Below are 22,317 nucleotides of genomic sequence, written 5' to 3' on the forward strand. Positions count from 1 at the left end.
CAACAGGTCGGGCTGAACGCCCCTTTTAGTGCTTGAGCACGCGGGCGAGGAAGGAGCGGGCGCGCTCGTTCTGCGGGTTGTCGAAGAACTCGTCCGGCTTGCCGATCTCCAGGATCGAACCCTGGTCGATATAGACGATGCGGTCGGCGACTTCGCGGGCGAAGCCCATTTCGTGCGTCACGATCATCATCGTCATGCCGTCGGCGGCAAGCTCGCGCATGACGTCGAGCACTTCGCCGATCATTTCCGGGTCGAGCGCCGAGGTCGGCTCGTCGAACAGCATGAGATGCGGTTCCATCGCCAGCGAGCGGGCAATCGCCACGCGCTGCTGCTGGCCGCCGGAGAGCTGGCCGGGATATTTGTGCGCATGGGCCTTGAGGCCGACGCGGTCGAGCAGCTTGAGGGCGGTCGCCTCGGCCTCGGCCTTCGACTTCTTATGCACGCGCATCGGCGCGATGGTGATGTTCTCCACCACCGTCTTGTGCGGGAAGAGGTTGAACTGCTGGAACACCATGCCGACGCCCTTGCGGATGGCCGCAAGCTCGCGCTCGCCGCCGAGCAGGCGGTCTTCCTCGACCGGCACATGGTAGCCGTCGACGACGAGGCTGCCGTTCTGGTACATTTCGAGGCCGTTGACGCAGCGGATCAGCGTGGACTTGCCCGAGCCGCTGGCGCCGATCACCACCACCACCTCGCCGCGCGTGACGGCAAGGTCGATGCCCTTGAGAACGTGGTGGCTACCGTAGAACTTGTTGAGGTTCTTCATTTCGACGATGGTGCTCATGGAGCGGCCTCCGGCATTGTTCGTTTCGCTCATCGGGTGCCTCGCGCAAGATGCTTTTCGAGCTTCCGGGCGACGAAGGTGATCAGGGATCCGACGAGGAAATAGGTCAGGAACAGGAACGAATAGACTTCATAGGTGCGGTCGCCATATTGCGGATTGGCGAGGATCATCTGGCCGGCGCGCAGGAAATCGGTAAGGCCGATGATGAAGACCAGCGGGGCGGTGTTGAAGATGTCGAGCACGTTGCCGACGAGCGGCGGCACCACCACGCGAAGGGCCTGCGGCAGGACGATCGAGCGGTTGATGTCGAACTCGCTCATGCCGAGCGAACGAGCGGCTTCCGTCTGACCGCGCGGCACGGCCTGCAGGCCACTGCGCACATATTCGGCGACATAGGCGGAATAGAACAGCGTGAAGCCGATCATGCCGCGCACCACGTCGGCGAGGTTGAGCTGCGGCGTCAGCACGGGCATCAGGATCCAGATCCAGTAGACGACCATGATGAGCGGCACGGAGCGCATGACCTCGATATAGGCGGTCGAGATCCAGCGGACGCTGGAAAAGCGGCTGCGGCGACCGAAGGCGAGCAGGATGCCGAGCGGCAGCGTGACGATCGAGGTGACGAGCGTCAGCAGGATGCTGAGCAGCAGGCCGCCCCAGAGGCCGGCGCCGGGCGGCGCCATGACGGCGAAGATCGCGATCAGGCCGACGAAGCTGGCCGGCACCAGGACCCTGCGGACGGCCGGAAGGCGAGAGCTCGCCGCCCAACCGAGGGCAAAGAGCGCGACGGTCGCGGCGACCAGCGCGACGTTGGCGGGGTTCTCCGTCCCGGTGAGAACGAGGGATGCCGCGACGACGGCGACGAGACCACCGGCATGGCGCATGCGGAAGGCGAAGACGCAGCCGAGCGCCGCGCCCAGAAGGACGGCGATGATCATCACCGCCACCCAGGTGCGCCAGATCTGATCGGCCGGGAAGATGCCGATCATCAGGACGCGCAGGCTCTGCGGAATGATATCCCACCGCGCCACCGTCAGCGCCCAGCTGGCGATCTGCCAGAGGAGCCAGAGGACGCCGGGAATGACCGTCAGGGACAGGAGGGCGTCGAACGGCTTGCCGAACAGGTTGTGCCGCGACCATTTGAGGGATTTTGCGATCATCGCGAGGCTCCGCGTTTGCTCATGCGGCGGTCGGCAAAGTCGACGGCGGCGCTGATGGCCCAGCTCAGGATCAGGTAGGACACCATGACGATCACGATGCCTTCGAGGCTGTGGCCGGTCTGGTTGGCGATGGTGCCATAGATGTTGAAGAGTTCGGGATAGCCGATGGCGATACCGAGCGCCGTGTTCTTCGTCAGGCTGATATACTGGTTGCCGAAGGACGGCAGCACGACGCGGAAGACCTGCGGCAGGATGATATCGTTGACCGTATCGCGGCGGGTAAGGCTGAGCGAGGCGGCGGCCTCCCACTGGCCTTTCGGCAGAGCGTCGATGGCGCCGCGCACGATCTCCGCGATGTAGGAGGCGCTGTTGAAGACGATGGCGAGCAGCAGGGCGGCCATTTCCGGGCTCATGCTGGTGCCGCCGCGTGCCTGGAACTTCGAGGTGACCGGGACGTCGAGGCCCAGAACGCCTGTTGCGAACATGACGCCGGCAAGAACGACGGCCGCGCCGGCGCACATCCAGCGCGCCTTCTTCTGCCGGATGAAGATCAGGCCGAGCACGGCCGCCCAGAAGAGGACGGCGATGCCGAGGGCGAGCGGCGACGAGCCGCCCTGCCACGCGGGCGCGGGAAAATAGAGGCCCTGCTGGCTGATGACGACGCCGTAGAACTTGGCGGCCGCGGCAATCGGCGGGAAATGCAGGACGACGGCGAAATACCAGAAGACGAGCTGGATCAGCAGCGGCGTGTTGCGCACGAACTCCACGCACCAGAAGGAAAGGTTGCGCACCACCCAGTTGGTCGAGAGCCGGCCGACGCCGAGCAGCGTGCCGAGCACGGTGCTGAGGATGATGGCGAGGATCCCCACCTTGATCGTATTGAAGATGCCCGTGATGAAGGCCTGCGCGATCAGGCGATCCGAGGTGAAGTCCGTCAGGCCCGGCCAGAAGCTGCCGTCGAAGACGAAGGTCTTGCCTTCGCTGATGTCGAAGCCGGCGGCGTCCCACAGGAACGAGAAGCTGAACTTGATGCCGTGGCGGGCAAGCCCTTCCTTCACGGCATAGCCGAAGAGAACCACCAGGACGACAGCAGCCGCGATGACGGCGAACTGGATGGCGTCATACCGGATCCGGTTGCGCCGGCGGCGGGCCAGAAGATCGTCGTCGGCCGGAGCTCCGGCCGCGTTCGCTTGGTGCACAGTCATATCGAGATACCAGAGCCGAAGGAGGGACCGGGGCGGAATGCCGCCCCGGTCCGGTCATGAAAGGATCAGTTCCAGAGGGGCGAGTAGATCGAGCCGCCCTGCGACCACTGGGCGTTCGGCGTGCCCTTGCGGTCGAGGAACATCTTGGTGTTCGGGCCGAGGTTGCGGTCGTAGATCTCGCCGTAATTGCCGACGGCCTTGATCGCCTGCATGACGAAGTCGTCGGACAGGCCGAAGTCCTTGCCGTAACCGCCGCCGACGCCGAGGAACTTCTGGACGAAGGGATCTTCGCTCTTCAGCTTCTCTTCGAGATTGGCCTGGGTGATCTCGGACTCCTCAGCCTGGAACAGGCCGTAGGTGACCCAGCGCAGCGCGTTGCGCCACTTGGAATCGTTCGCCGCAACGAAACCGCCGAAGGGCGACTTGTCGAGCGTGTCGGGCAGGATCAGGTAATCGGCCGGCTTCGGCGAGTTGCCGGCCCAGGCGGCGAGTGCGGACTTGTCCGTGCTCATCGCGTTGCAGCGGCCGGAATTGAGGGCGGCGAACAGCTTTTCGAGGTTTTCGTAGGTGAGAACCTTGGAGCCTTCCCAGCCGCGCGCCTTGAAGGCGCTGGTGAGGACCGTCTCGGTCACGGAGCCCTGCGTCGTGCAGAAGGTGGCACCGTCGAGATCGGCGAATTCCTTAACGCCGGAATCCGTCTTCACCATGATGCCGGTGCCGTCGTAGAAGTTGATCGGCAGGAAGTCGATGGCGATCGAGGATTCGCGCGCCGGCTTGATGGTGGTGTGGGCGAAGACGACGTCGACCTGGTTGGTCAGCACCGCGTCGAAGCGGCTCTTGTCCGTGACGGTGACGAACTTGACCTTCGAGGCGTCGCCGAGAACGGCGGCCGCGACGGCGCGGCAGAAGTCCACGTCGAGGCCTTCCAGCTGGCCGGTCGTGGTGTTCAGGTAGCCGAAACCGGGAGCCGTGTTGTCGGTGCCGCAGTTCAGCGTGCCGCGCTGCTTGACGGTATCGAGGACGGAGGCCGACGCCTGACCTGCGGTAAAGGCAAGACCGGCAAACACGCCGGCCGTGAGGAGCTTCATCAGTTTCATTGCATTCCCCTGTGAATATCGCGACGGCTCGCACCCCGGTGCGCAGCCCTGTTCTCTTGCCGAGATCTGATTTGGGCGATAGGCAACAGCGGCTCTTGCCGTTCTGCAGCGATTGTTCCCGCCATTGGCCTAAGTCCGCCGTCTGGTATCCAGATTACGAACCCATATCAATCGACAAATGAACGATATGAACAGGGTTTATTCAGGTCTACTTAATTCTGCTTTACGTACTCTTTAGCAAAATTGATCGAACTCAGCCGCCGGCGGCCTCCACGGGCGTTGCGCCAAGGCCGATCTTCGGCTCGCCCTTGCCGGTCGGAAGGCGGCGACGGGAATCGATCCGGGCATTCACCTCGGCGATGAAGGCCTGCACGGCGGGGCTGCGCTTTTCCCCCTTGCGGAAGGCGAGCGAGATCTTGCGGCGGATCTCCGGCTCCACCTTGCACACCCAGACGTCCTCGAGATCGTAGCTCGCGCGAAGGCCCGGCAGGATCGAGATGCCGTAGCCCTCCCGGATCAGCGCGATCGTTACCTCGAAGCCCTTGCAGCGGGCGATGATGTTGGGCGTGAAGCCGGCATCCTGGCAGGCGTCGGTGATCATGCGATTATAGGCGGAGGAGGCCGTATCGAGCGCCCAACGCTCGTCGCGGAGCTGGTGCAGCATCACAGTCGGCTGCTCGGCGAGCGGATGGGTCTGGGAGACCATGACGTTGAAGACGTCCTCCATCAGCGGGATCGTCTCGATATTGGGATCGAGCGCGCCGGCGGGGACATTGAGGTCGTCGATGATGGCGATATCCGTCTGCCAGCTTCGAAGCGCCGCGAGGCTTTCGGCCGGCTCCATCTCGTCGAACTGCACCGTCAGATGCGGATGGAGGCGGTGCAGCTCATGGATGGCGCCCGCCACCACCGCCGCGGCGACGGAGGGAAAGGCGGCCACCCGCAGCTCGCCGGCAATCACCTTCTTCAGTTCGGCGATGTCGGCGCGGGCCGATTCGAGCTCGATGAGGATGCGCTCCGCCCGCTCGACGAGCTGCTTGCCGGCCGGCGTCAGCTCGACGCCGCGGCCGCGCCGCTCGATGAGGTCGATCCCCACCTCCTGTTCCAGAAGCGCGATCTGCTGCGAGACGGCGGATGGCGAGACGTAGAGCGCCTCGGCCACGGCCGCCATGGTCTTGCGGATCGACAGTTCGCGCAACGCGCGCAGGCGGGCAAGGTCCATTCTCTCCTCCTCCAATCGTTACGGGAATGATTAGCAGATCAGAACGCATGTGCAAATATTATTAACTTTTTCTGGATCGAAGCCATCGCTAGCCTTTCTCCAAGCCCTCATACCCTTCCGCGGAGACAGGTCATGACCGAACAGACGAAAGCCTATTTCAACACACCCGTCCACGAGCGCGACCCGCTCGTCGCCCAGGCGCTCGACAACGAACGCAAGCGCCAGCAGGACCAGATCGAGCTCATCGCGTCCGAGAACATCGTCAGCCGCGCCGTGCTCGACGCCCTCGGCCACGAGATGACCAACAAGACGCTGGAAGGCTATCCGGGCAACCGCTTCCACGGCGGCGGTCAGTTCGTCGACGTCGTCGAGCAGGCGGCCATCGACCGCGCCAAGGAACTCTTCGGCTGCGCCTATGCCAACGTGCAGCCCCATTCGGGCACGCAGGCGAACCTCGCCGTCTTCTTCCTGCTGCTGAAGCCGGGCGACAAGGTTCTCTCGCTCGACCTTGCCGCCGGCGGCCACCTTTCGCACGGCATGAAGGGCAACCTTTCGGGCCGCTGGTTCGAATCGCACAATTACAATGTGAACCCGGAAACCGAAGTCATCGACTATGACGAGCTGGAGCGCATCGCCGAGGAGGTCCGCCCGACGCTGCTCATCACCGGCGGCTCGGCCTATCCGCGCGAGCTCGATTTCGAGCGCATGGGCAAGATCGCCAAGAAGGTCGGCGCCTGGTTCCTCGTCGACATGGCGCATATCGCCGGCCTCGTGGCGGGCGGCCAGCATCCCTCGCCCTTCCCGCATGCCGACATCGTCACCTGCACGACCACCAAGACGCTGCGCGGCCCGCGCGGCGGCCTGATCCTCACCAACAACGAAGCCTGGTTCAAGAAGCTGCAGGCCGCCGTCTTCCCGGGCGTCCAGGGTTCGCTGCACAGCAACGTGCTCGCCGCCAAGGCCGTCTGCCTCGGCGAAGCGCTGCGCGACGACTTCAAGGTCTACGCCGCACAGGTCAAGGCAAATGCCCGCGCGCTCGCCGAAACCCTGATCGCCCGCGGCGTGCGCATCGTCTCCGGCGGCACGGATACCCACATCGTGCTGGTCGACCTGTCGAGCAAGGGCCTGATCGGCAAGCAGGCGGAAGACCTTCTCGCCCGCGCCAACATCACCGCCAACAAGAACCCGATCCCGAACGACAGCCCGCGTCCGCCGGAATGGGTCGGCATGCGCCTTGGCGTTTCGGCGGCCACCACCCGCGGCATGAAGGAAGACGAGTTCCGCACGCTCGGCAACATCATCGCCGACCTCATCGAGGCGGAAGCCGCCGGCAAGGCCGACGACGTCGTTCCGGGTGCCAAGGCCAAGGTCGCGGAACTTACCGCCGCCTTCCCGGTCTACGCTCACTAAGCGCGGCTTCTCACAACCGCAATGGAGTGCCGCGCCGCAAGCGCGGCGCTCTTGCCGGCCCATGACCGGGCCTTGGAAGATGCGAAAGGGAACGTCATGGGAATGGATAGAATTGCCGCCGGTGCGATCATCGACGGCAAGGCCTTCGCGGCCGGCCTCTTGGAAGACGTGGCGGCGAAGGTCGCCAAGCTGAAGGAAACGACCGGCGCCGTCCCCGGCCTTGCCGTGGTCCTCGTCGGCTCCGATCCCGCCAGTGCCGTCTATGTCGGCTCCAAGCACCGCCAGACGGTCGCCGCCGGCATGAATTCCTTCAAGCACGAGCTTGCGGCCGATACGACGCAGGACGAGCTGATGGCACTGATCGGCCGGCTGAACGTCGATCCCGCCGTGCACGGCATCCTCGTGCAGCTTCCGCTGCCCGCCCATCTCGATGCGAACGCCGTCATCCAGGGCATCAATCCCGACAAGGATGTCGACGGTTTCCACATTTCCAATGCCGGCCGGCTTTCCACCGGCCAGCCGGCGCTGGTGCCCTGCACGCCGCTCGGCTGCCTGATGCTGCTGAAGGACCATCTCGGCGGCAACCTCTCGGGCCTCCATGCCGTGGTGATCGGCAAGTCCAACATCGTCGGCAAGCCGATGGCGCAGCTCCTGCTTTCGGAAAACTGCACGGTGACCATCGCCCATTCGCGCACGAGGAACACGCCGGAACTCTGCCGCGCCGCCGATATCCTCGTCGTCGCCGTCGGCCGTCCGGGCCTCGTGCGCGGCGACTGGATCAAGCCGGGGGCCGTGGTCATCGACGTCGGCATCAACCGCGTGGAGATCGACGGCAAGTCGCGCATCGTCGGCGACGTCGCCTTCGAGGAAGCCCGCCATGCCGGCGCGATCACGCCGGTTCCGGGCGGCGTCGGCCCGATGACCATCGCGTGCCTCCTCTCCAATACGCTCACGGCCTTCCGCCGCCAGCATTCCGTCACCATCGACTGATCGACCCGAAAGGATCGCCAATGTCCGCTCTTTCCAACCGCTATGCCCTGCGCGTCGCCTGCCCCTCCATCCGGGGCGTGACCGCCGCCATCGCGACCTATCTCTCCGCCAATGGCTGCAACATCTCCGACAGCGCCCAGTTCGACGACAAGAGCACCGGCCGCTACTTCATGCGCGTCAGCTTCCAGTCCGAGGAAGGCCGCACGCTGGAGGAACTGCGCGAAGGCTTTGCCGAGATCGCCGCGACCTATGAGGCCGATGCCGAATTCTTCGACGAGACGACCAAGCGCAAGGTCATCCTCATGGTGTCGCGCTTCGGCCATTGCCTCAACGACCTGCTCTACCGCTGGCGCATCGGCGCGCTGCCCATCGACATCGTCGGCGTCATCTCCAACCATTTCGACTACCAGAAGGTCGTCGTGAACCACGACATCCCCTTCCACCACATCAAGGTGACGAAGGAAAACAAGCCGGAGGCCGAGGCCGAGCAGATGCGCATCGTCGAGGAGACGGGCGCCGAGCTGATCGTGCTCGCCCGCTACATGCAGGTGCTCTCCGACGAGATGTGCAGGAAGATGTCGGGCCGGATCATCAACATCCATCACTCGTTCCTGCCCTCCTTCAAGGGTGCGAACCCCTACAAGCAGGCCTTCGAGCGCGGCGTGAAGCTGATCGGCGCGACATCGCACTATGTCACCGCCGACCTCGACGAAGGCCCGATCATCGAGCAGGACACCGTGCGCGTGACGCATGCCCAGAGCGCCGACGACTATGTCAGCCTCGGCCGTGACGTGGAGAGCCAGGTGCTCGCCCGCGCGATCCACGCCCATATCCACGGCCGCGTCTTCATGAACGGCAACAGGACCATCGTCTTCCCGCCCTCGCCCGGCTCCTACGCCTCCGAGCGCATGGGCTGAGGCCCGCATCCGACATTGGAGAACATGCCATGATCCAGGAAATTCACACCACCGACGCCCCGGGCGCCGTCGGCCCGTTCTCGCAGGCGATCAAGGTCGGCGACCTGCTCTTCGTCTCCGGCCAGCTGCCGATCGACCCGGCGACGGGCGAGTTCAATTCGGACGATGCAGTTGCCCAGGCCGAGCAGTGCCTGAAGAACCTCGCCGCCATCGCGGCCGCCGCCGGCACCAGCCTTGCCAATACCGTCAAGACCACCGTGCTCCTGACCGACCTCGGCAAGTTCGCCGACATCAACGCCGTCTATGCGGGCTTCTTCTCGAAACCCTATCCGGCGCGCGCCTGCTATGAAGTGAGCGCCCTTCCGAAAGGCGCGAAGGTCGAGATCGAGGCCGTCATCGCCCTTGCGTGACGGCGCAAGGTGCGGGAAACCGGACACGCCCTCTTTGTTGCCGAAGCGGCCGCTTCAGACAGGAAGCCGACATGACGATTGAACTGCCGAACGATCCCGCCCGCGCGGACGTGCTTGCCGCCCGCCCGACACTCTGGACCAATCCCCTCTACCGCGACGACGCGATCGCCGACGCCTCGCTGCCGCTAGATTCCTCCGACGTGGATGCGGCGGAGGCGAACTGGAAGCGGCTCGCGCCGCTGCTCGAGACCTGCTTTCCCGAACTTGCGGCGGCCTCCGGCGCGATCCGTTCCGAGCTGATCGAGCTGAAGGCGCTGCGGGACGGCCTCGGCTATGGCGACCCGGAGTTCGGCCGGGTCTTCGTCAAGGCGGACAATGCCCTGCCGGTCGCCGGATCCATCAAGGCCCGCGGCGGCGTCTACGAGGTCTTCGTCTATGCCGAGGAACTGGCGAAGCGCGAAGGGCTGCTGAAGGACGGTGAGGACATCCGCACGCTTGCCGGGCCGGACGCGAAAGCCTTCTTCTCCCGCTACACCATCGCGGTCGGCAGCACCGGCAATCTCGGCCTCAGCGTCGGCATCGCCGCCCGTGCCCTCGGCTTCAAGGCGACGGTCCACATGTCTTCCGACGCGAAAGCCTGGAAGGTCGAGCGCCTGAGGAAACTCGGCGTCGAGGTCGTCCAGCACGAGGCGGACTATACGACGGCGGTTGAAAAGGCCCGCGACGTCGCCGGGAGCGATCCGACCATCTATTTCGTCGACGACGAGCAGTCCCGCCGTCTCTTCCTCGGCTATAGCGCCGCCGCCTCGGAGCTCGCCGCGCAGCTTGCCGATGCGGGCGTGACGGTCGATGCGGAGCATCCGCTCTTCCTCTACCTTCCCTGCGGCATCGGCGGCGCGCCGGGGGGCGTCGCCTATGGCGCCAAGCGTATCTTCGGCGACAACGTCCATTGCTTCTTCGTCGAGCCGGTGCAGTCGCCCTGCGCGCTCGTCCACATGATGAGTGGCGCGAGGGACCTCGTTTCCGTCTACGACGTCGGCCTCACCAATGTCACGGAAGCCGACGGCATGGCGGTCGCCCGCATGTCCGCCTTCGTGGCGACGGTGATGCGCGACATGCTCGCCGGCGTCTTCACGGTCGACGACGCCTCGCTCTTCCGCTGGCTCCTGCTGGCCCACGAAACGCAGGATATCCGCCTCGAGCCCTCCGCGACGGCAGGCTTCGCCGGGCCGGATTTCATCGTGAAGCATCCGCAGGGCCGGGCATTCTGCAAGGCGCAGCGGATCGAGGGCCACCTTGACCGGGCAACCCATATCGTCTGGACCACCGGCGGCTCCTTCGTGCCGCAGGAGCAGTTCGAAGCCTTCCTGAAGACGGCGGCCGAGAACCGGTAACGCCACGCAAGCTCCGGCGCGTACGGCGCGGGGTGCGGACCTGCCATCGGCGGGTTCCGCCCCGCGCCGTCGTCCGTCCGGAGCATTTCCAGCAAAAGTGCGAAGCGGTTTTGCGTTCGGAAATGCTCTAAAAGCGCGGCGTGCGCGCGCCCGCCATCCGGTGCGCGACCTTCTCCGCAACGAGGAGGGCGTGCTCCGTCACCTGCGGCAATCCCATCAGCTCGCCGAAGGTCCCGCGCGCCAGCGGGCCGGCGATGAAAAGCGTTTCGGCGGCCTCTCCATTTGTGCCGATGGCACGGCTGTCGTCGTCGACCGCAAGGCCGAGGCCGACCGTATCGAGCTGCAGCGCACCCGCTGCCGCCAGCGCTTCGAGAAACGGCTGGCTCGACAGGATCGCGCGATGACCCGGCCCCGTCGTCACCACCACGGTATCGTAATGCTCCACGAACGGCCGTCCGCCCCGGCGCGGCCGGAACGTCACCGCGATCGTGCCGTCCGCCCGAAGCGTGGCATCGGCGAGGGAAGCCGCATGGATATGCAGCGAGCCGGCCGCAAGGCGCCGGTCGATGACGGCCTCCACCTGCGGCGCGATGCGGAAGCGATGCACATCCCAATAGGGCCGGAGAAAGCGGACGAGGCGGCGGCGCTCGGCAACGGGCAGCGCGCGCCAGATCGCGCCCCCCTCGCCGCGCAGCCTGTCGAAGACGGCATGCCAGGTGATGCCCTCCCCCGCCGCCTGTTCGAGCGTGCGGCGGACGCGGCGGAGAAGCTCGCGCGCCGAACGGGCGGGAGGGATCGTGAAGTCGCCGAACGGCTCCTGCGGAAGCGGGGTGTGCCCGCGCGAGCGCAGGCCCCGGCGCGAGACGGCGGTGACCGGTCCTTCATGCCCTGCCGCATCGAGCACGGCGATCACGTCGGCCGCGGTCAGCCCCGTGCCGACGACGAGCACGCGATCCTTGCGGAAAATGCCGGCAAACGCGCCCGGCACCGTGGCATCGGGAATATAGGCCGCGTGGCCGGCAAGCGCCCGGTCGAGGACAGCGGGCGCCTGCGGGCTCGGATGGGTCGTCGCCACCACAACGCAGTCCGCCTTCAGGACGGAACCGTCCGCCGCCGCGACCCGCCATCCGCCGGCCGCGGCTCTCACGGCGCGAACGCGGCTGCGGCGGTGCTCGATCCGCCCCGCGGCGACGAGCGGCCGGAGCGTGGCATCGACATAATGCCCGAAGGCCGAGCGGCGCGCGAAGATGCGGCCGTCCCTCGTCACCGCCTCGCCGTCATCGGCGAGGGCGCCCGTTTCGAGCAGCCATCGCTCGAAATGCGTATCGTCGCCGGGAAGGAGCGTCATGCGCGCGGCCGGCACGTTGATGCGGTGGACCGGCTCGTCCGTGTCATAGGCAAGACCGCCGCCGAGCATGGCGCGCGGCTCGTAGACGACGATCCGCGCCGTGCCTTCGGGCAGCAGCCGGGCCAGATGATAGGCGACAGCCGCGCCGGTGAAGCCGCCGCCGACGATCGCGACGACCGGGACGGATATCGCGCCGACGATCATCTCAGGCGCCGACGGATTTGAGGGCGGGAACCGCTTCGGCCTCGCGGCGCTTCACCGCCTCGATGTCGCGGTAGCCGTCAGCGGGGTGGGTCTTCGACAGGTACGGCCCCTCGCCGAAGAGCTTTTCGCGCAGTGTCCCCGGCCTGTAGGCCGTCGGATAGGCGCCGCGCTTCTGCAGTTCCGGCACGATATGGGCGACGATGTCCTCGAAGCTGTCGGGCGTCACCGCATAGGCGAGGTTGAAGCCGTCGACATCCGTATCTTCGACCCATTCCTGCAGGATGTCGGCGATGCGCTCCGGCGAGCCAACGAAGACCGGCCCCATGCCACCGATGCCGCCGAACTGCGCCAGCTCCTCGATGGTCCACGACTTGTCGCCGCCGGCGATGTGCTCGACGAAGGAATGGATGGCGTTGGTCTCGATCTTCTCCACCACGTCCGCCGGCGCATATTGCCCGAAGTCGATGCCGCTCCAGCCGGACATGAAGGTGAGCGAGCCGTCATAGGAGACATAGCTCCTGTATTCCTCGAATTTCTTGCGGGCCTTCTCCTCCGTTTCGTCGGTGATGACGGTGACGAGCGTGTAGATATAGACCTTCTTCGGATCTCGGCCGGCGGCGGCGATGCGCTGGCGGATGTCGGAGACATAGGCCTTCAGCACCGATTTCGTCGGCGCGGCGACGAAGATGCACTCCGCATGGGCGGCGGCGAAGGCCTTGCCGGGGCCGGACGCACCGGCCTGGTAAAGTACCGGCGTGCGCTGCGGCGAGGGCTCCGTCAGGCCATAGCCCGGCACTTCGAAATACTTGCCCTTGTGGCCGATCTCGTGAACCTTTTCCGGATGGGTGAAGATGCGCTTCTTGCCGTCGCGGACCACTGCTCCCTCCTCCCAGGAACCCTCCAGAAGCTTATACAGCACTTCGACATATTCCGCAGCGACCTCGTAGCGATCGTCGTGCCGGCGCAGGCCGCCCTGCCCGACATTCCTCGCCCCGCTCTCCAGATAGGAGGTGACGATATTCCAGCCGACGCGGCCCTTGGAATGATGGTCGGCCGTCGCGAGGCGGCGGGCGAAGGTATAGGGGTGCTCGAAGGAGGTGGACGCCGTGATGCCGATGCCGAGATGCTCGGTGGCGAGCGCGATGGGGGCGGCGAGCTGCAGCGGATCGTTCACCGGGAGCTGCGCGGCCTGGTGGATGGCGTGATAGTTGGAGCCCTTGTAGACATCGTAATAACCGATGACGTCGGCGATGAAGATGCCGTCGAAGACGCCGCGCTCCAGCGTGCGCGCGAGATCCTGCCAATAGTCGAGGTCCTTGTATTTCCACGACTTGTCGCGCGGATGCGCCCAGAGGCCGGGCGACTGGTGGCCGACGCAGTTCATGTCGAAGGCGTTGAAGCGGATAGGACGGGCCATGGGTCTCTCCAGAATAGCGAGGATGCCGGACAGCATCGTTCGCAGGCGAGGATAGCGTGGGCTTTTCTTAAATACAGAAATTCTATCTTTTATATAGAATAATTTCGGGAATGCCTTTTCTCGCAGCCGTCCTGCCCCTCTGGGAAGATGTGCGGGCGCGGCGGGACGCCCGTCCGCCAACCTTCACCCCTCCTTGCCGTGGCGCCTGCCCGGAAGGAACCCGACAGCAGGAGACCCGCCATGACCGCCCTACACCTCGTCAAGGAGCCCGATCCGCAAGCCGACCGGGCCCGCCTCTTCGCGAAAGCCGAGGAGATTTCCGCCGATCTCGCCCGCCGAGGCGCGCAGCTCGATGCCGAGGGCAGGCCGCCGCTGGAGGAGATCGACCGGCTGAAGACGGAGGGCCTGCTGACGGCGCTGCACCCGGCCGGGATCGGCGGCGGCGGGCTCGACTGGGTGGACGTGCTGCGGCTGGTGCGCATCCTGGCGCGCGGCGAAAGCTCGATTGGCCAGTTGCTCGGCTATCACTTCGTCAACAGCCAGTATGTCTACTGGGCCGCCGACGATCCGGACAGAGCCTGGACCCTCGGCGCCGAGACCGTCGAAAAACGGCTCTACTGGGGCGCCGCCGTCAATCCGCGCGATCCGGGCCTGACGCTGACCCGCAGCGGCGATCACTACCTGCTCAACGGCCGCAAGACCTTCTCCACCGGCGCGCATGTCTCCGACCGCATCAATGCCAGCGCCGCCTTCGGCGAGGCGGTCGCCAGCCTCGTCCTGCCGACCGACCGGCCCGGCTACATCGCCAATGACGACTGGGACAATATCGGCCAGCGGCTCTCCGACAGCGGCAGCGTCGATTTCCACGACTTCCCGGTCTACGAGAGCGACTTCCTCCTGCCGCTCGCCGCAAAGGATGCCGCGCCGCCGGTGCTCGCGACGTTCAACACGCCGCTGATCCAGCTCGTCTTCGTCAACTTCTATCTCGGCACGGCGGAGGGCGCGCTGGCGGCCGCGGCAGACTATGTGCGGACGACGACGCGCCCCTGGATCACCTCCGGCGTCGAGAAGGCGAGCGAAGATCCGTATATCCTCGAGCGGATCGGCGAATTCCGCGCCGCGCTGAAGGCCTCAGCGGCGCTTGCCGATGCCGCTGCAACCGCCGTTCAATCGGCGCTTGCGCGCGGCCGGGCCGTCACCGCGCGCGAACGCGGCGAGGCGGCGATCGAGGCCTATGAGGCCAAGGTCAGCGCCACCCATGTTGCGCTCGACATCACCGCCCGCGTCTTCGAACTGACCGGCGCCCGCTCGACGGCCTCGCATTACCGCTTCGACCGCTATTGGCGCAACGTGCGCACCCACACGCTGCACGACCCGGTATTCTACAAGGCCCGCGAGGTCGGCGACTTCGTGCTCAACGGCCGCGTGCCTGAGCCGAGCCTTTATAGCTGAGGCTAGAGACTCCCAAGGCCACCATCCGCCGGCATGCCCGGCGGATGGATTCTCGGCTCAAGGCCGAGGATGACGGCAGCGGGCGGGGCAACCTTGCCGGCAAAAGGCTTCTCATGCTCCTCGTTCGTTCACGCAAAAAAGGCCGCAATCCCGAGGATTGCGGCCAGGCGACCACCCCCACCACGAGGGTTGATTTCAGAGCGCGCCGTTTCTCGGCGGCGTGACGCCGTTGAGGTGATAGTTGCCGACGACGTGGTATTTCCAGCGCACCGGATCGTGCAGCGTGTGGGTGCGGGCGTTGCGCCAATGGCGCTCGAGGTTGAGGCCGCGTTTGGTGGCGGAGGTGCCGGCCAGCTCGAAGAGCACGTTGGCCGCGTCGATGGCGAGTTCCGTCGTCAGCACCTTGGCGGCGGCGGCGGCGAGGGTTGCCGCGACGGCATTTTCCGCGCTGAGGTTCACCTGCGCCAGATCGACCTTCCGCCCGGCCCGCTCCAGCGTCGCCTCGGCCGCCTCGACGCGGATGGCGAGTTCGCCGATGCGGGCGATGGTCAGGGGATCGTCCGCGGCGCGCTCGACGCCGCTGTCGGTCCACGGCCGCGCCTTGTCGCGGACATAGCCGATGGTCTCCTTCAGCGCCGCGCGCGCGATGCCGAGATCGATGGCGGCATGGATGATCTGGCCGACCGAGCCGATGGTGCCGGGTCGCTCGAAGCCCTTCTGGTGCGGCACGACGGCATCGGCCGGCACGTAGACGTCGCGCAGGATCGTCGTGCCGCTGCCTGTCGTGCGCTGGCCGAAACCGTCCCAGTCGTCGACGATCTCGATGCCCTCCGTCTCGCGCGGCACGAAGGACATGGTGAGGCGGTCTTCCCCATCCAGCGCGAAGATCGCCACCCAATGGGCAAAGAGCACGCCGGTCGAATAGAATTTCCGACCGTTGATGCGGAAGCCGGCACCGTCGGGGTTAATGCGCGTGTTGTAGTCGCCGACGGTCTTCGTGCCGACCTCGGAAAGCGCGTTGCCGAAGCGGTCGCCGGCAAGCGCGCGGCCGAAATAGAAGCGCTTCTGCGCCTCGCTGCCGTCATGGCGCAGGGCTTCCAGAATGTAGAAGTGGTTCTGCGGGATCTGGCCGATGGAGCTGTCGGCCTCCGACAGGATCGCCGTCACCTCGGCCAGGACGGCATTCGACACATCGATGCCGCCATAGTCCGCCGGCACGGTGATGGCAAGGAGGCCGGAGGCGGAAAGCCGGTCCAGCTCGGCGAAGGGGAGCGCGCGCTCGTAGTCACGCCGGCTCGCGCCGCTTTCGAATTCGGCCGCAAGCGAGCGGGCGACGGCAAGCGCCTCCTCCTCGCTGGCGATGCGGTGGACGGTCTCCTGCCGTTCGGCGAACCGGGTGACGCTGCTCATGGTCGTTCCTTTCACGCGGGCGGGATCAGGCCCTGGCCGGTTTTTCGAGAAGGTGAAGCAGGTCGGGATGGTGCTTCGCCGCGACGTCGGGATGCGAGCGCAGGCGGCTCTTCAGGTGGTTGATGCCGACCTCCCGGAAGATCGGGTTGAGCGGGTCGATGGTGACGCCGCGCTCGCCGCGCTTCAGCTCCTCCGGCAACGGAATGACTGGAATGGTCGCGTCGTAGCGGGCGCCGAGGAAGAAGGCGACCGAGAAGCGTTCCGTACCGGCCGGCGGGGTGACGACGTCGTGCACGTCGGCGCGCACGAAGCCGTTCGTCGCCAGCTCAAGGAGTTCGCCGCTGTTGATGACGAAGGTGCCCGGCACCGGCGGCGCATCGATCCAGACGCCATCCTCCGTGCGGATGCGCAGGCCCGGCGTCGTATCCTGAAGAAGCACGGTGACGAAGCCGCCGTCCTTGTGCGCGCCGACGCCCTGGTCGCTGCCCGCCGCCTCGCGGCCCGGATAGCGGATGATCTTCAGAAGCTGCGACGGGGACGGCTCATAAATGTCGGCAAAGGCGTTTTCCGGCTGACCGAGGGAAAGCGCGACGGCCTTCAGCACGTCGATGCCGATGCGGGTGACTTCCGTCTGATAGCGCAGAAGCAACGGCTTCAGCTCCGGCAGAGCCTCCGGCCACTGGTTCGGGCCGTAGAGGCGGTTCCAAGGCGCCTCGGCGCTGTCCGCCACCGGCTCGCCCTCGGTGTTGACGTCGAGCTGTTCACGCCAGTCCTGCTCGCCGCGGGTGCGCTCGTAGCCGGCGCGGTTATAGCCGCGGAAATGCGGCGACCTGACCATCTCGATCGACAGCTTGTCGGCTTCCGGCAGCGCGAAGAAGCGCTTGGACGCGGCGAGCACGTCGTCGATCAGGCTCTGCGGCACGCCATGGCCGGTGAGATAGAAGAAGCCGTGGTCGTGCAGGACGCGCGTCAGCTCCTTGATGAAAGCCGCGCGCTCGTCCGCGCTGCCGTAGAAGCGGGAAAAATCGATCGTCGGCAGGTGGACGGGCTTGGTGTGGATGGTCATGTCGGCTCTCTCCCCGAGAAAATGGTTGGACCTTGCGTCATTACCGCGCCGTTGCAGCCGGTTGAATCGGCTCGTTCGCGCGGCCACGCCTGGAACTGCGGGAGAGAGTAGCGGCCATTCGGGCCGAATACAGAAAATCTATCATTTTTATACACTTCAAGGAGGAATGATGTTTCTTTCTGAAGAACCGGCCGGAGGAAACCCCGGCGCGAGGAGGGAGCGCCGGGGTCGCACGCCGATCAGGCGGCCGGCCTCAGGCCAGCGCTATGGCTCTTTCAAGATCGGCGATCAGGTCTTCGGGATGTTCGAGGCCGATGGAAAGCCGCACATAGCCGGGCGTCACGCCCGTCGCGAGCTGGTCTTCCAGCGAGAGCTGCGAATGGGTCGTGGTTGATGGATGGATCGCCAGCGACCGCGCATCGCCGATATTGGCGAGGTGGTAGAAGAGCTGGAGATTGTCGATGAAGCCGCGCCCCGCCTCCCGCCCGCCCTTCAGCTCGAAACCGACCAGCGCGCCGAAATGCCCGGCCTTGAAGTATGTCTCCGCCCGCGCCCTGGCGGCGCCCTCCTGGAACTTCGGGAAGATCACCCGCTCCACCTTCGGGTGGGCCTTCAGGTATTCGGCCACTTTGACCGCGTTCTCGTTGTGCTGGCGAAGGCGCAGCGGCAGCGTTTCGAGCCCCTGGATGAACTGGAAGGCGTTCTGCGGGCTGATCGCCGCGCCGAGATCGCGCAGCAGCACGGCGCGGGCGCGCAGGATATAGGGGTGAAAGGCGATGGCTGCCGCCTTCTCGATCCACGTCCTGCCCTGGTAGCTCGCATCCGGCTCGTTGAGGTTCGGCTGCCGCGCGGCATGGTCCGCCCAGGGGAAGTTGCCGCCGTCGACGATGGCGCCGCCGATGGAGGTGCCGTGGCCGCCGATATATTTGGTGGTCGAGTAGACGACGACCGCCGCGCCATGCTCCAGCGGCCGGATGATGAGGGGTGCGGCCGTGTTGTCGATAATCAGCGGAATGCCGTGGCGACGACCGATGGCCGCGACTTCGGCGATCGGGAAGACCTCCAGCTTCGGGTTCGGCAGGGATTCGGCATAGTAGGCGCGGGTGCGCGCGTCGGTCGCCTTCTCGAAGGCTTCCAGATCCGCCGCATCGACGAAGCGCGTCTCGATGCCGAAGCTCTTCAGCGTCGCGGCGAAGAGCGCCCAGGTGCCGCCATAGAGGCCCGCCGCGCTGACTATATTGTCGCCGGCCCGCGCCAGATTGAGGATCGCGAAGGCCGAGGCGGCCTGGCCAGAAGAGACCGCCAGCGCCGCCGCCCCGCCCTCAAGCTCGGCAAGGCGCTGCTCGAAGGCATCCTGCGTCGGGTTGGAGACGCGGGTATAGAGATGGCCGGGCGCTTCCAGCGCGAAAAGCTTGTCGGCGCCGTCCGTGCCGGGAAGCTGGAAGGAACTCGTCTGGTAGATCGGCACGGCCACCGCGCCGCTTGCCGGATCGAAGCGGAAGCTGCCGCCGTGCAGCGCTATGGTTTCGGGATGCCGGCTCTTGAAGGTCGCGGTTCCGGCCGGGACCTCGACGATATCCTGTTCGGCGACCTCGGGGGATTGATGGATCGTCATGACACTTCTCCTTTGGTGAGGCGCCCTCGGGCGCGCGAGGGATGGACGGACAGAAGGGCGCCCGCGACGAGAATGGCCGCTGCGGCCCAGAAGGCTTCCGGCGCGTACCACCGGATGCCGTAGAGGTGATCCTCGGTGCAGAGCGCCTGGGCGAGCGTGCAGAGGTCGCTTGTGCCCGCAAGGCAGGTGACGGCCTGCCGGACAGTGAGGTAGTCGTTCCCGACCACCTTGCCGAAGATCAGCCACCACCAGCCGACGGAAAGGAGCGCGAGGACGCCGCCGGCGAGCGCGACGGCATGGTGGGAAAGGCGCGTGCTAGACGTCATGGGAGATCCCCAGCTTTTCCAGCAATGACCGGCGAAGCGCGACGAGGTCCGGATCGTCCCGGCGGCGCGGATGCGGCTGGCCGACGCGCACCTCCGCGACGATGGCGGCGGGCCGGTCGGAGAGAACGATCACCCGGTCGGCCAGAAGCAGCGCCTCCTCGACGTCGTGCGTGACGAGGAGCGCGGTGAAGCCGGCGCTCTTCCAGAGATCGAGAAGCTCGTTCTGCATCCTCAGCCGCGTCAGCGAATCGAGCTTGCCGAAGGGCTCGTCGAGCAGCAGCAGCTTCGGATCGTTGACCAGTGCCCGAGCAAGCGCGGCGCGCTGCGCCATGCCGCCGGAAAGCTGATGCGGGTAGAAATCGGCAAAGCCTTCCAGCTTCACCAGCTTCAGCACCTCGTCGATGCGGTATTCCTGCTCGCGGATGAGGCCGCGCGCCTCCAGGCCAGTCGCGATGTTGGCGCGCACGGTGCGCCAGGGAAACAGCGTGGCGTCCTGGAAGACGAGGATGCGGTCCGGGTTAGGCGCGGCGATCGGCCGGCCGTCTTCCAGTACCCTGCCCGTCGTCGGCGTCTCCAGCCCGGCGGCAAGGCGCAGCAGCGTGGACTTGCCGCAGCCGGAGGGGCCGAGAAGGGCGACGAATTCGCCCGGCGCGAGGGAAAGGCTGACATCGTCGAGGACCGCAAGGGCCCTGCCGTCGAGGTCGTAGCGATGGGTCACGCCCTCGATATCGAGCGCGATGCTGCTTGCGGGCGTGGGATCGGCAAGAGCGAGCGACATCAAAGGATTCCCTTCTGCCAGCCGAGGAGCTGGTCGCGCAGGACGAAGAGCAGGCGCACGAGGCCGGCGCAGATCAGCGCCATGACGATCAGCGCGGCATAGACATTGGCATAGGCCGAATAGGCCGTGTTGAACTGGAGGTACCAGCCGAGGCCGAACTTCGCCCCGAGCATCTCGGCGACGACCAGCACGGCGAAGGAATAGTAGAGCCCCATGAAGACGCCGACGAAGACGTTCGGCAGCGCGGCGGGGATCGCCACCTTGAAGATGAGGAAGCGGTTGTCCGCGCCGAGGGTGCGGGCGACGTCGTAATAGGCGCGATTGACCTGCGCGACGCCGGCCGCCGTGAGGATCGCGACGGGAATGCCCGAGGCAAGCGCCACGAGGAAGATCGAGGCGTGGAACGTCGTCGGGAAAAGGAAGAAGGTGCAGGGGATCCAGGCGCTCGCCGGCACCGGGCCGATGAGTTTCAGGAGCGGCATGCCCCAATAGGCGAAGCGCTTCGACCAGCCGAGCGCCACGCCCCCGGCAAAGCCGGCGAGGATGCCCGAGAAGAAGCCGAGCCCCCAGAGCCGCCCGGTATAGGCGACGCAGACGAGCAGGCGCTCCCAGTCCGTCACATAGACATGCAGCAGGCCCTGCGGCGGCGAGAAGAACGGCTTCGGCAGCCAGCCGAGCTTGGCCGTCAGCACCTCCCAGCCCGCAAGCCAGAGGCCGAGGACGATGAACCACGGCCCGTAATGCACCAGCGTGCGGCCGAAGCGGCCGAGCCTGTGCACGGTGAGCGACAGCGCGAGAAAGAGCCCCGCGCCGGCAAGGGTGACCGCGGCGAAAAGTGCCGTCGCACCCCAGGTGATGACATCCGGCAGGCCATAGGTGACGGCCGAGGCGAGAAGCCACGTGCCGGCCGCGTAAAGGCCGTTTCGCCAGATCCCGCCGGAAGGCAGGGCGAAGGCCCGCCGCCCTGCCCCGCCGAATGTTTCCTCTATCGCCGCGCTCATCGGGATCACGCGAAGATGTCGATGGTGACGCGGCCGGCGATTTCCGCAGGGTCGGTCGAGGCGTCGATGACACCCGTCAGTTTCAGGTCCTCGTAGCCGATCTGCACCTCCTTCAGGAGGTCCTTGCCGAACCAGTGGTCGTGATAGGTGAAGGCGGCGAGGACTTCCGTCAGGTCCTCCAGAGAGAGGCCCGGCTTCAGCGTGTCGAAGTACCATTTGGCCACTTCGTCGGGGTGCCTGGCCGTGTACTGGTGGATTTCGAGATTGGCCGCCGCGACGCGCTTGATGGCGTCCTTGTTGGCCTCGTAATAGTCGCCGTTGACGCCGAGCACGCAGCAGACGCGATCCTTGAAGGTGCCGGTCTGCGTGTCCGCGACGCGGCGGAAGCCGTGCTGCTTCTCGTAGGAATAGGCCCAGGGATCCATATGCGCGACGGCATCCGCCTCGCCCCTCAGCACGCCCTCGGCGACGAGATCGAAGGGGAAGACCTTCCAGGTGACGTCGGTTTCCGGGTTGAGCCCGGCCTTGGCGAGCGCGACCGAGAAGGCGACGCGCGAGGGCGACATGACGTCGAAGGTGCCGATGGTCTTGCCCTTGAGGTCGGTCAGCGTTTTGATATCGGAGTCCGGCTTGACGAGGATGCTCTGGCAGCCGCCATGCGAGCCGGCGAAGAGCCGCACGTCGAAGCCCTGCTCGATCGGCTTCAGCCAGTCGTAGAGAAGGCCGGGGCCGGCCTCGGCCTTGCGGGTGGCGAGCGCCTGGATGAGCGTCTGGCCGCTCGAACCCTGGTAGAACAATTCCACATCGAGGCCGTGCCTGGCATAGATGCCCTTGGCAAGGCCGAAACCAACGGGAGAATGGCAGGCGGCGACCTCCGTCCATTCCAGCTTGATCGGAATGAGGTTGCCAGCAATGGCATAGCGCGTCGAGCGCGCGCCGATCACGCCGGCGGTGGCGGCAACGGCCGTGACGCCGGCGGCCTTGATCAGGCCGCGGCGCGACAGCCCCTTGGAAAGGATGGTTTCGGACTGCTGGCTCATCGGATGTCCCCTCGAATGACGATGGGACCAGCCTAGCGATAACAAATTTTGTTTATAGATTTTATAGATTA

20 protein-coding genes are annotated in these 22,317 nt (G+C 66.0%); 6 read left to right on the forward strand and 14 right to left on the reverse strand.

Annotation, left to right across the window (positions count from 1 at the left end):
- Positions 1–25: 25 nt before the first annotated feature.
- The 5 genes from DSD28_RS04735 to DSD28_RS04755 form a co-directional block, all read right to left on the reverse strand.
- On the reverse strand, positions 26–784 hold the full coding sequence (locus DSD28_RS04735) for an amino acid ABC transporter ATP-binding protein (RefSeq protein WP_119255464.1): 759 nt from the start codon (positions 782–784) through the stop codon (positions 26–28).
- 29 nt (positions 785–813) lie between these two features.
- Positions 814–1,944, reverse strand: coding sequence for an amino acid ABC transporter permease (locus DSD28_RS04740; protein ID WP_119255199.1), 1,131 nt, complete (start codon positions 1,942–1,944; stop codon positions 814–816).
- Positions 1,941–3,149: an ABC transporter permease subunit gene (locus tag DSD28_RS04745; RefSeq protein WP_119255200.1), complete on the reverse strand. Its 1,209-nt coding sequence runs from the start codon at positions 3,147–3,149 to the stop codon at positions 1,941–1,943. Before DSD28_RS04745 ends, DSD28_RS04740 begins: the two co-directional genes overlap by 4 nt.
- Positions 3,150–3,214: 65 nt before the next feature.
- Complete coding sequence (locus DSD28_RS04750; protein WP_119255201.1) at positions 3,215–4,246, reverse strand: transporter substrate-binding domain-containing protein; 1,032 nt, start codon at positions 4,244–4,246, stop codon at positions 3,215–3,217.
- A gap of 253 nt (positions 4,247–4,499) precedes the next feature.
- Complete coding sequence (locus DSD28_RS04755; RefSeq protein ID WP_119255202.1) at positions 4,500–5,468, reverse strand: LysR family transcriptional regulator; 969 nt, start codon at positions 5,466–5,468, stop codon at positions 4,500–4,502.
- 132 nt (positions 5,469–5,600) lie between these two features.
- On the opposite strand from DSD28_RS04755, the gene glyA reads away from it, so the two are divergent.
- From glyA to DSD28_RS04780, 5 genes are all read left to right on the forward strand, one after another.
- Complete coding sequence (gene glyA / locus DSD28_RS04760; RefSeq protein ID WP_119255203.1) at positions 5,601–6,878, forward strand: serine hydroxymethyltransferase; 1,278 nt, start codon at positions 5,601–5,603, stop codon at positions 6,876–6,878.
- 96 nt (positions 6,879–6,974) lie between these two features.
- A complete protein-coding gene (gene folD, locus DSD28_RS04765; RefSeq protein ID WP_119255204.1) occupies positions 6,975–7,868 on the forward strand; it encodes a bifunctional methylenetetrahydrofolate dehydrogenase/methenyltetrahydrofolate cyclohydrolase FolD in 894 nt (297 codons plus the stop codon).
- Between the two features lie 20 nt (positions 7,869–7,888).
- Positions 7,889–8,785 carry a formyltetrahydrofolate deformylase gene (gene purU / locus DSD28_RS04770; protein ID WP_119255205.1) on the forward strand — a complete coding sequence of 299 codons (897 nt, stop codon included), beginning with the start codon at positions 7,889–7,891 and terminating at the stop codon, positions 8,783–8,785.
- 29 nt (positions 8,786–8,814) lie between these two features.
- A complete protein-coding gene (locus DSD28_RS04775; RefSeq protein ID WP_119255206.1) occupies positions 8,815–9,195 on the forward strand; it encodes a RidA family protein in 381 nt (126 codons plus the stop codon).
- 71 nt (positions 9,196–9,266) lie between these two features.
- Positions 9,267–10,589, forward strand: coding sequence for a D-serine ammonia-lyase (locus DSD28_RS04780; RefSeq protein ID WP_119255207.1), 1,323 nt, complete (start codon positions 9,267–9,269; stop codon positions 10,587–10,589).
- A 127-nt stretch (positions 10,590–10,716) separates the two neighbouring features.
- Here DSD28_RS04780 and DSD28_RS04785 read toward each other — a convergent pair whose 3' ends face one another.
- Both DSD28_RS04785 and DSD28_RS04790 read right to left on the reverse strand, forming a co-directional pair.
- On the reverse strand, positions 10,717–12,141 hold the full coding sequence (locus DSD28_RS04785; RefSeq protein WP_119255208.1) for an FAD/NAD(P)-binding protein: 1,425 nt from the start codon (positions 12,139–12,141) through the stop codon (positions 10,717–10,719).
- A gap of 1 nt (position 12,142) precedes the next feature.
- The gene (locus DSD28_RS04790; RefSeq protein WP_119255209.1) at positions 12,143–13,558 is read right to left on the reverse strand and encodes an LLM class flavin-dependent oxidoreductase; all 1,416 of its coding nucleotides are present in this window, start codon (positions 13,556–13,558) and stop codon (positions 12,143–12,145) included.
- Positions 13,559–13,798: 240 nt separating this feature from the next.
- Here DSD28_RS04790 and DSD28_RS04795 point away from each other — a divergent pair, with 240 nt between their 5' ends.
- Entirely contained in the window at positions 13,799–15,010 is a 1,212-nt protein-coding gene (locus DSD28_RS04795) for an acyl-CoA dehydrogenase family protein (RefSeq protein WP_119255210.1), read from the forward strand.
- A gap of 195 nt (positions 15,011–15,205) precedes the next feature.
- On the opposite strand, the gene DSD28_RS04800 is transcribed toward DSD28_RS04795, so the two are convergent.
- From DSD28_RS04800 to DSD28_RS04830, 7 genes are all read right to left on the reverse strand, one after another.
- Complete coding sequence (locus DSD28_RS04800) at positions 15,206–16,420, reverse strand: SfnB family sulfur acquisition oxidoreductase (protein WP_119255211.1); 1,215 nt, start codon at positions 16,418–16,420, stop codon at positions 15,206–15,208.
- Positions 16,421–16,445: 25 nt separating this feature from the next.
- The gene (locus tag DSD28_RS04805; protein WP_119255212.1) at positions 16,446–17,486 is read right to left on the reverse strand and encodes an isopenicillin N synthase family dioxygenase; all 1,041 of its coding nucleotides are present in this window, start codon (positions 17,484–17,486) and stop codon (positions 16,446–16,448) included.
- A gap of 253 nt (positions 17,487–17,739) precedes the next feature.
- Complete coding sequence (locus DSD28_RS04810; protein ID WP_119255213.1) at positions 17,740–19,101, reverse strand: O-acetylhomoserine aminocarboxypropyltransferase/cysteine synthase family protein; 1,362 nt, start codon at positions 19,099–19,101, stop codon at positions 17,740–17,742.
- On the reverse strand, positions 19,098–19,427 hold the full coding sequence (locus tag DSD28_RS04815; protein WP_119255214.1) for a hypothetical protein: 330 nt from the start codon (positions 19,425–19,427) through the stop codon (positions 19,098–19,100). The genes DSD28_RS04810 and DSD28_RS04815 overlap by 4 nt, the downstream gene beginning before the upstream one ends.
- Positions 19,417–20,205, reverse strand: a complete 789-nt coding sequence (locus tag DSD28_RS04820) for an ABC transporter ATP-binding protein (protein WP_119255215.1) — start codon at positions 20,203–20,205, stop codon at positions 19,417–19,419. Before DSD28_RS04820 ends, DSD28_RS04815 begins: the two co-directional genes overlap by 11 nt.
- Positions 20,205–21,206, reverse strand: a complete 1,002-nt coding sequence (locus tag DSD28_RS04825; protein WP_119255465.1) for an ABC transporter permease — start codon at positions 21,204–21,206, stop codon at positions 20,205–20,207. The genes DSD28_RS04820 and DSD28_RS04825 overlap by 1 nt, the downstream gene beginning before the upstream one ends.
- Positions 21,207–21,211: 5 nt before the next feature.
- On the reverse strand, positions 21,212–22,246 hold the full coding sequence (locus DSD28_RS04830; RefSeq protein ID WP_119255216.1) for an ABC transporter substrate-binding protein: 1,035 nt from the start codon (positions 22,244–22,246) through the stop codon (positions 21,212–21,214).
- Between the last annotated feature and the right edge of the window lie 71 nt (positions 22,247–22,317).

Origin of the sequence: Shinella zoogloeoides (assembly GCF_003574625.1) — a bacterium.
Taxonomy (GTDB): domain Bacteria; phylum Pseudomonadota; class Alphaproteobacteria; order Rhizobiales; family Rhizobiaceae; genus Shinella; species Shinella zoogloeoides_A.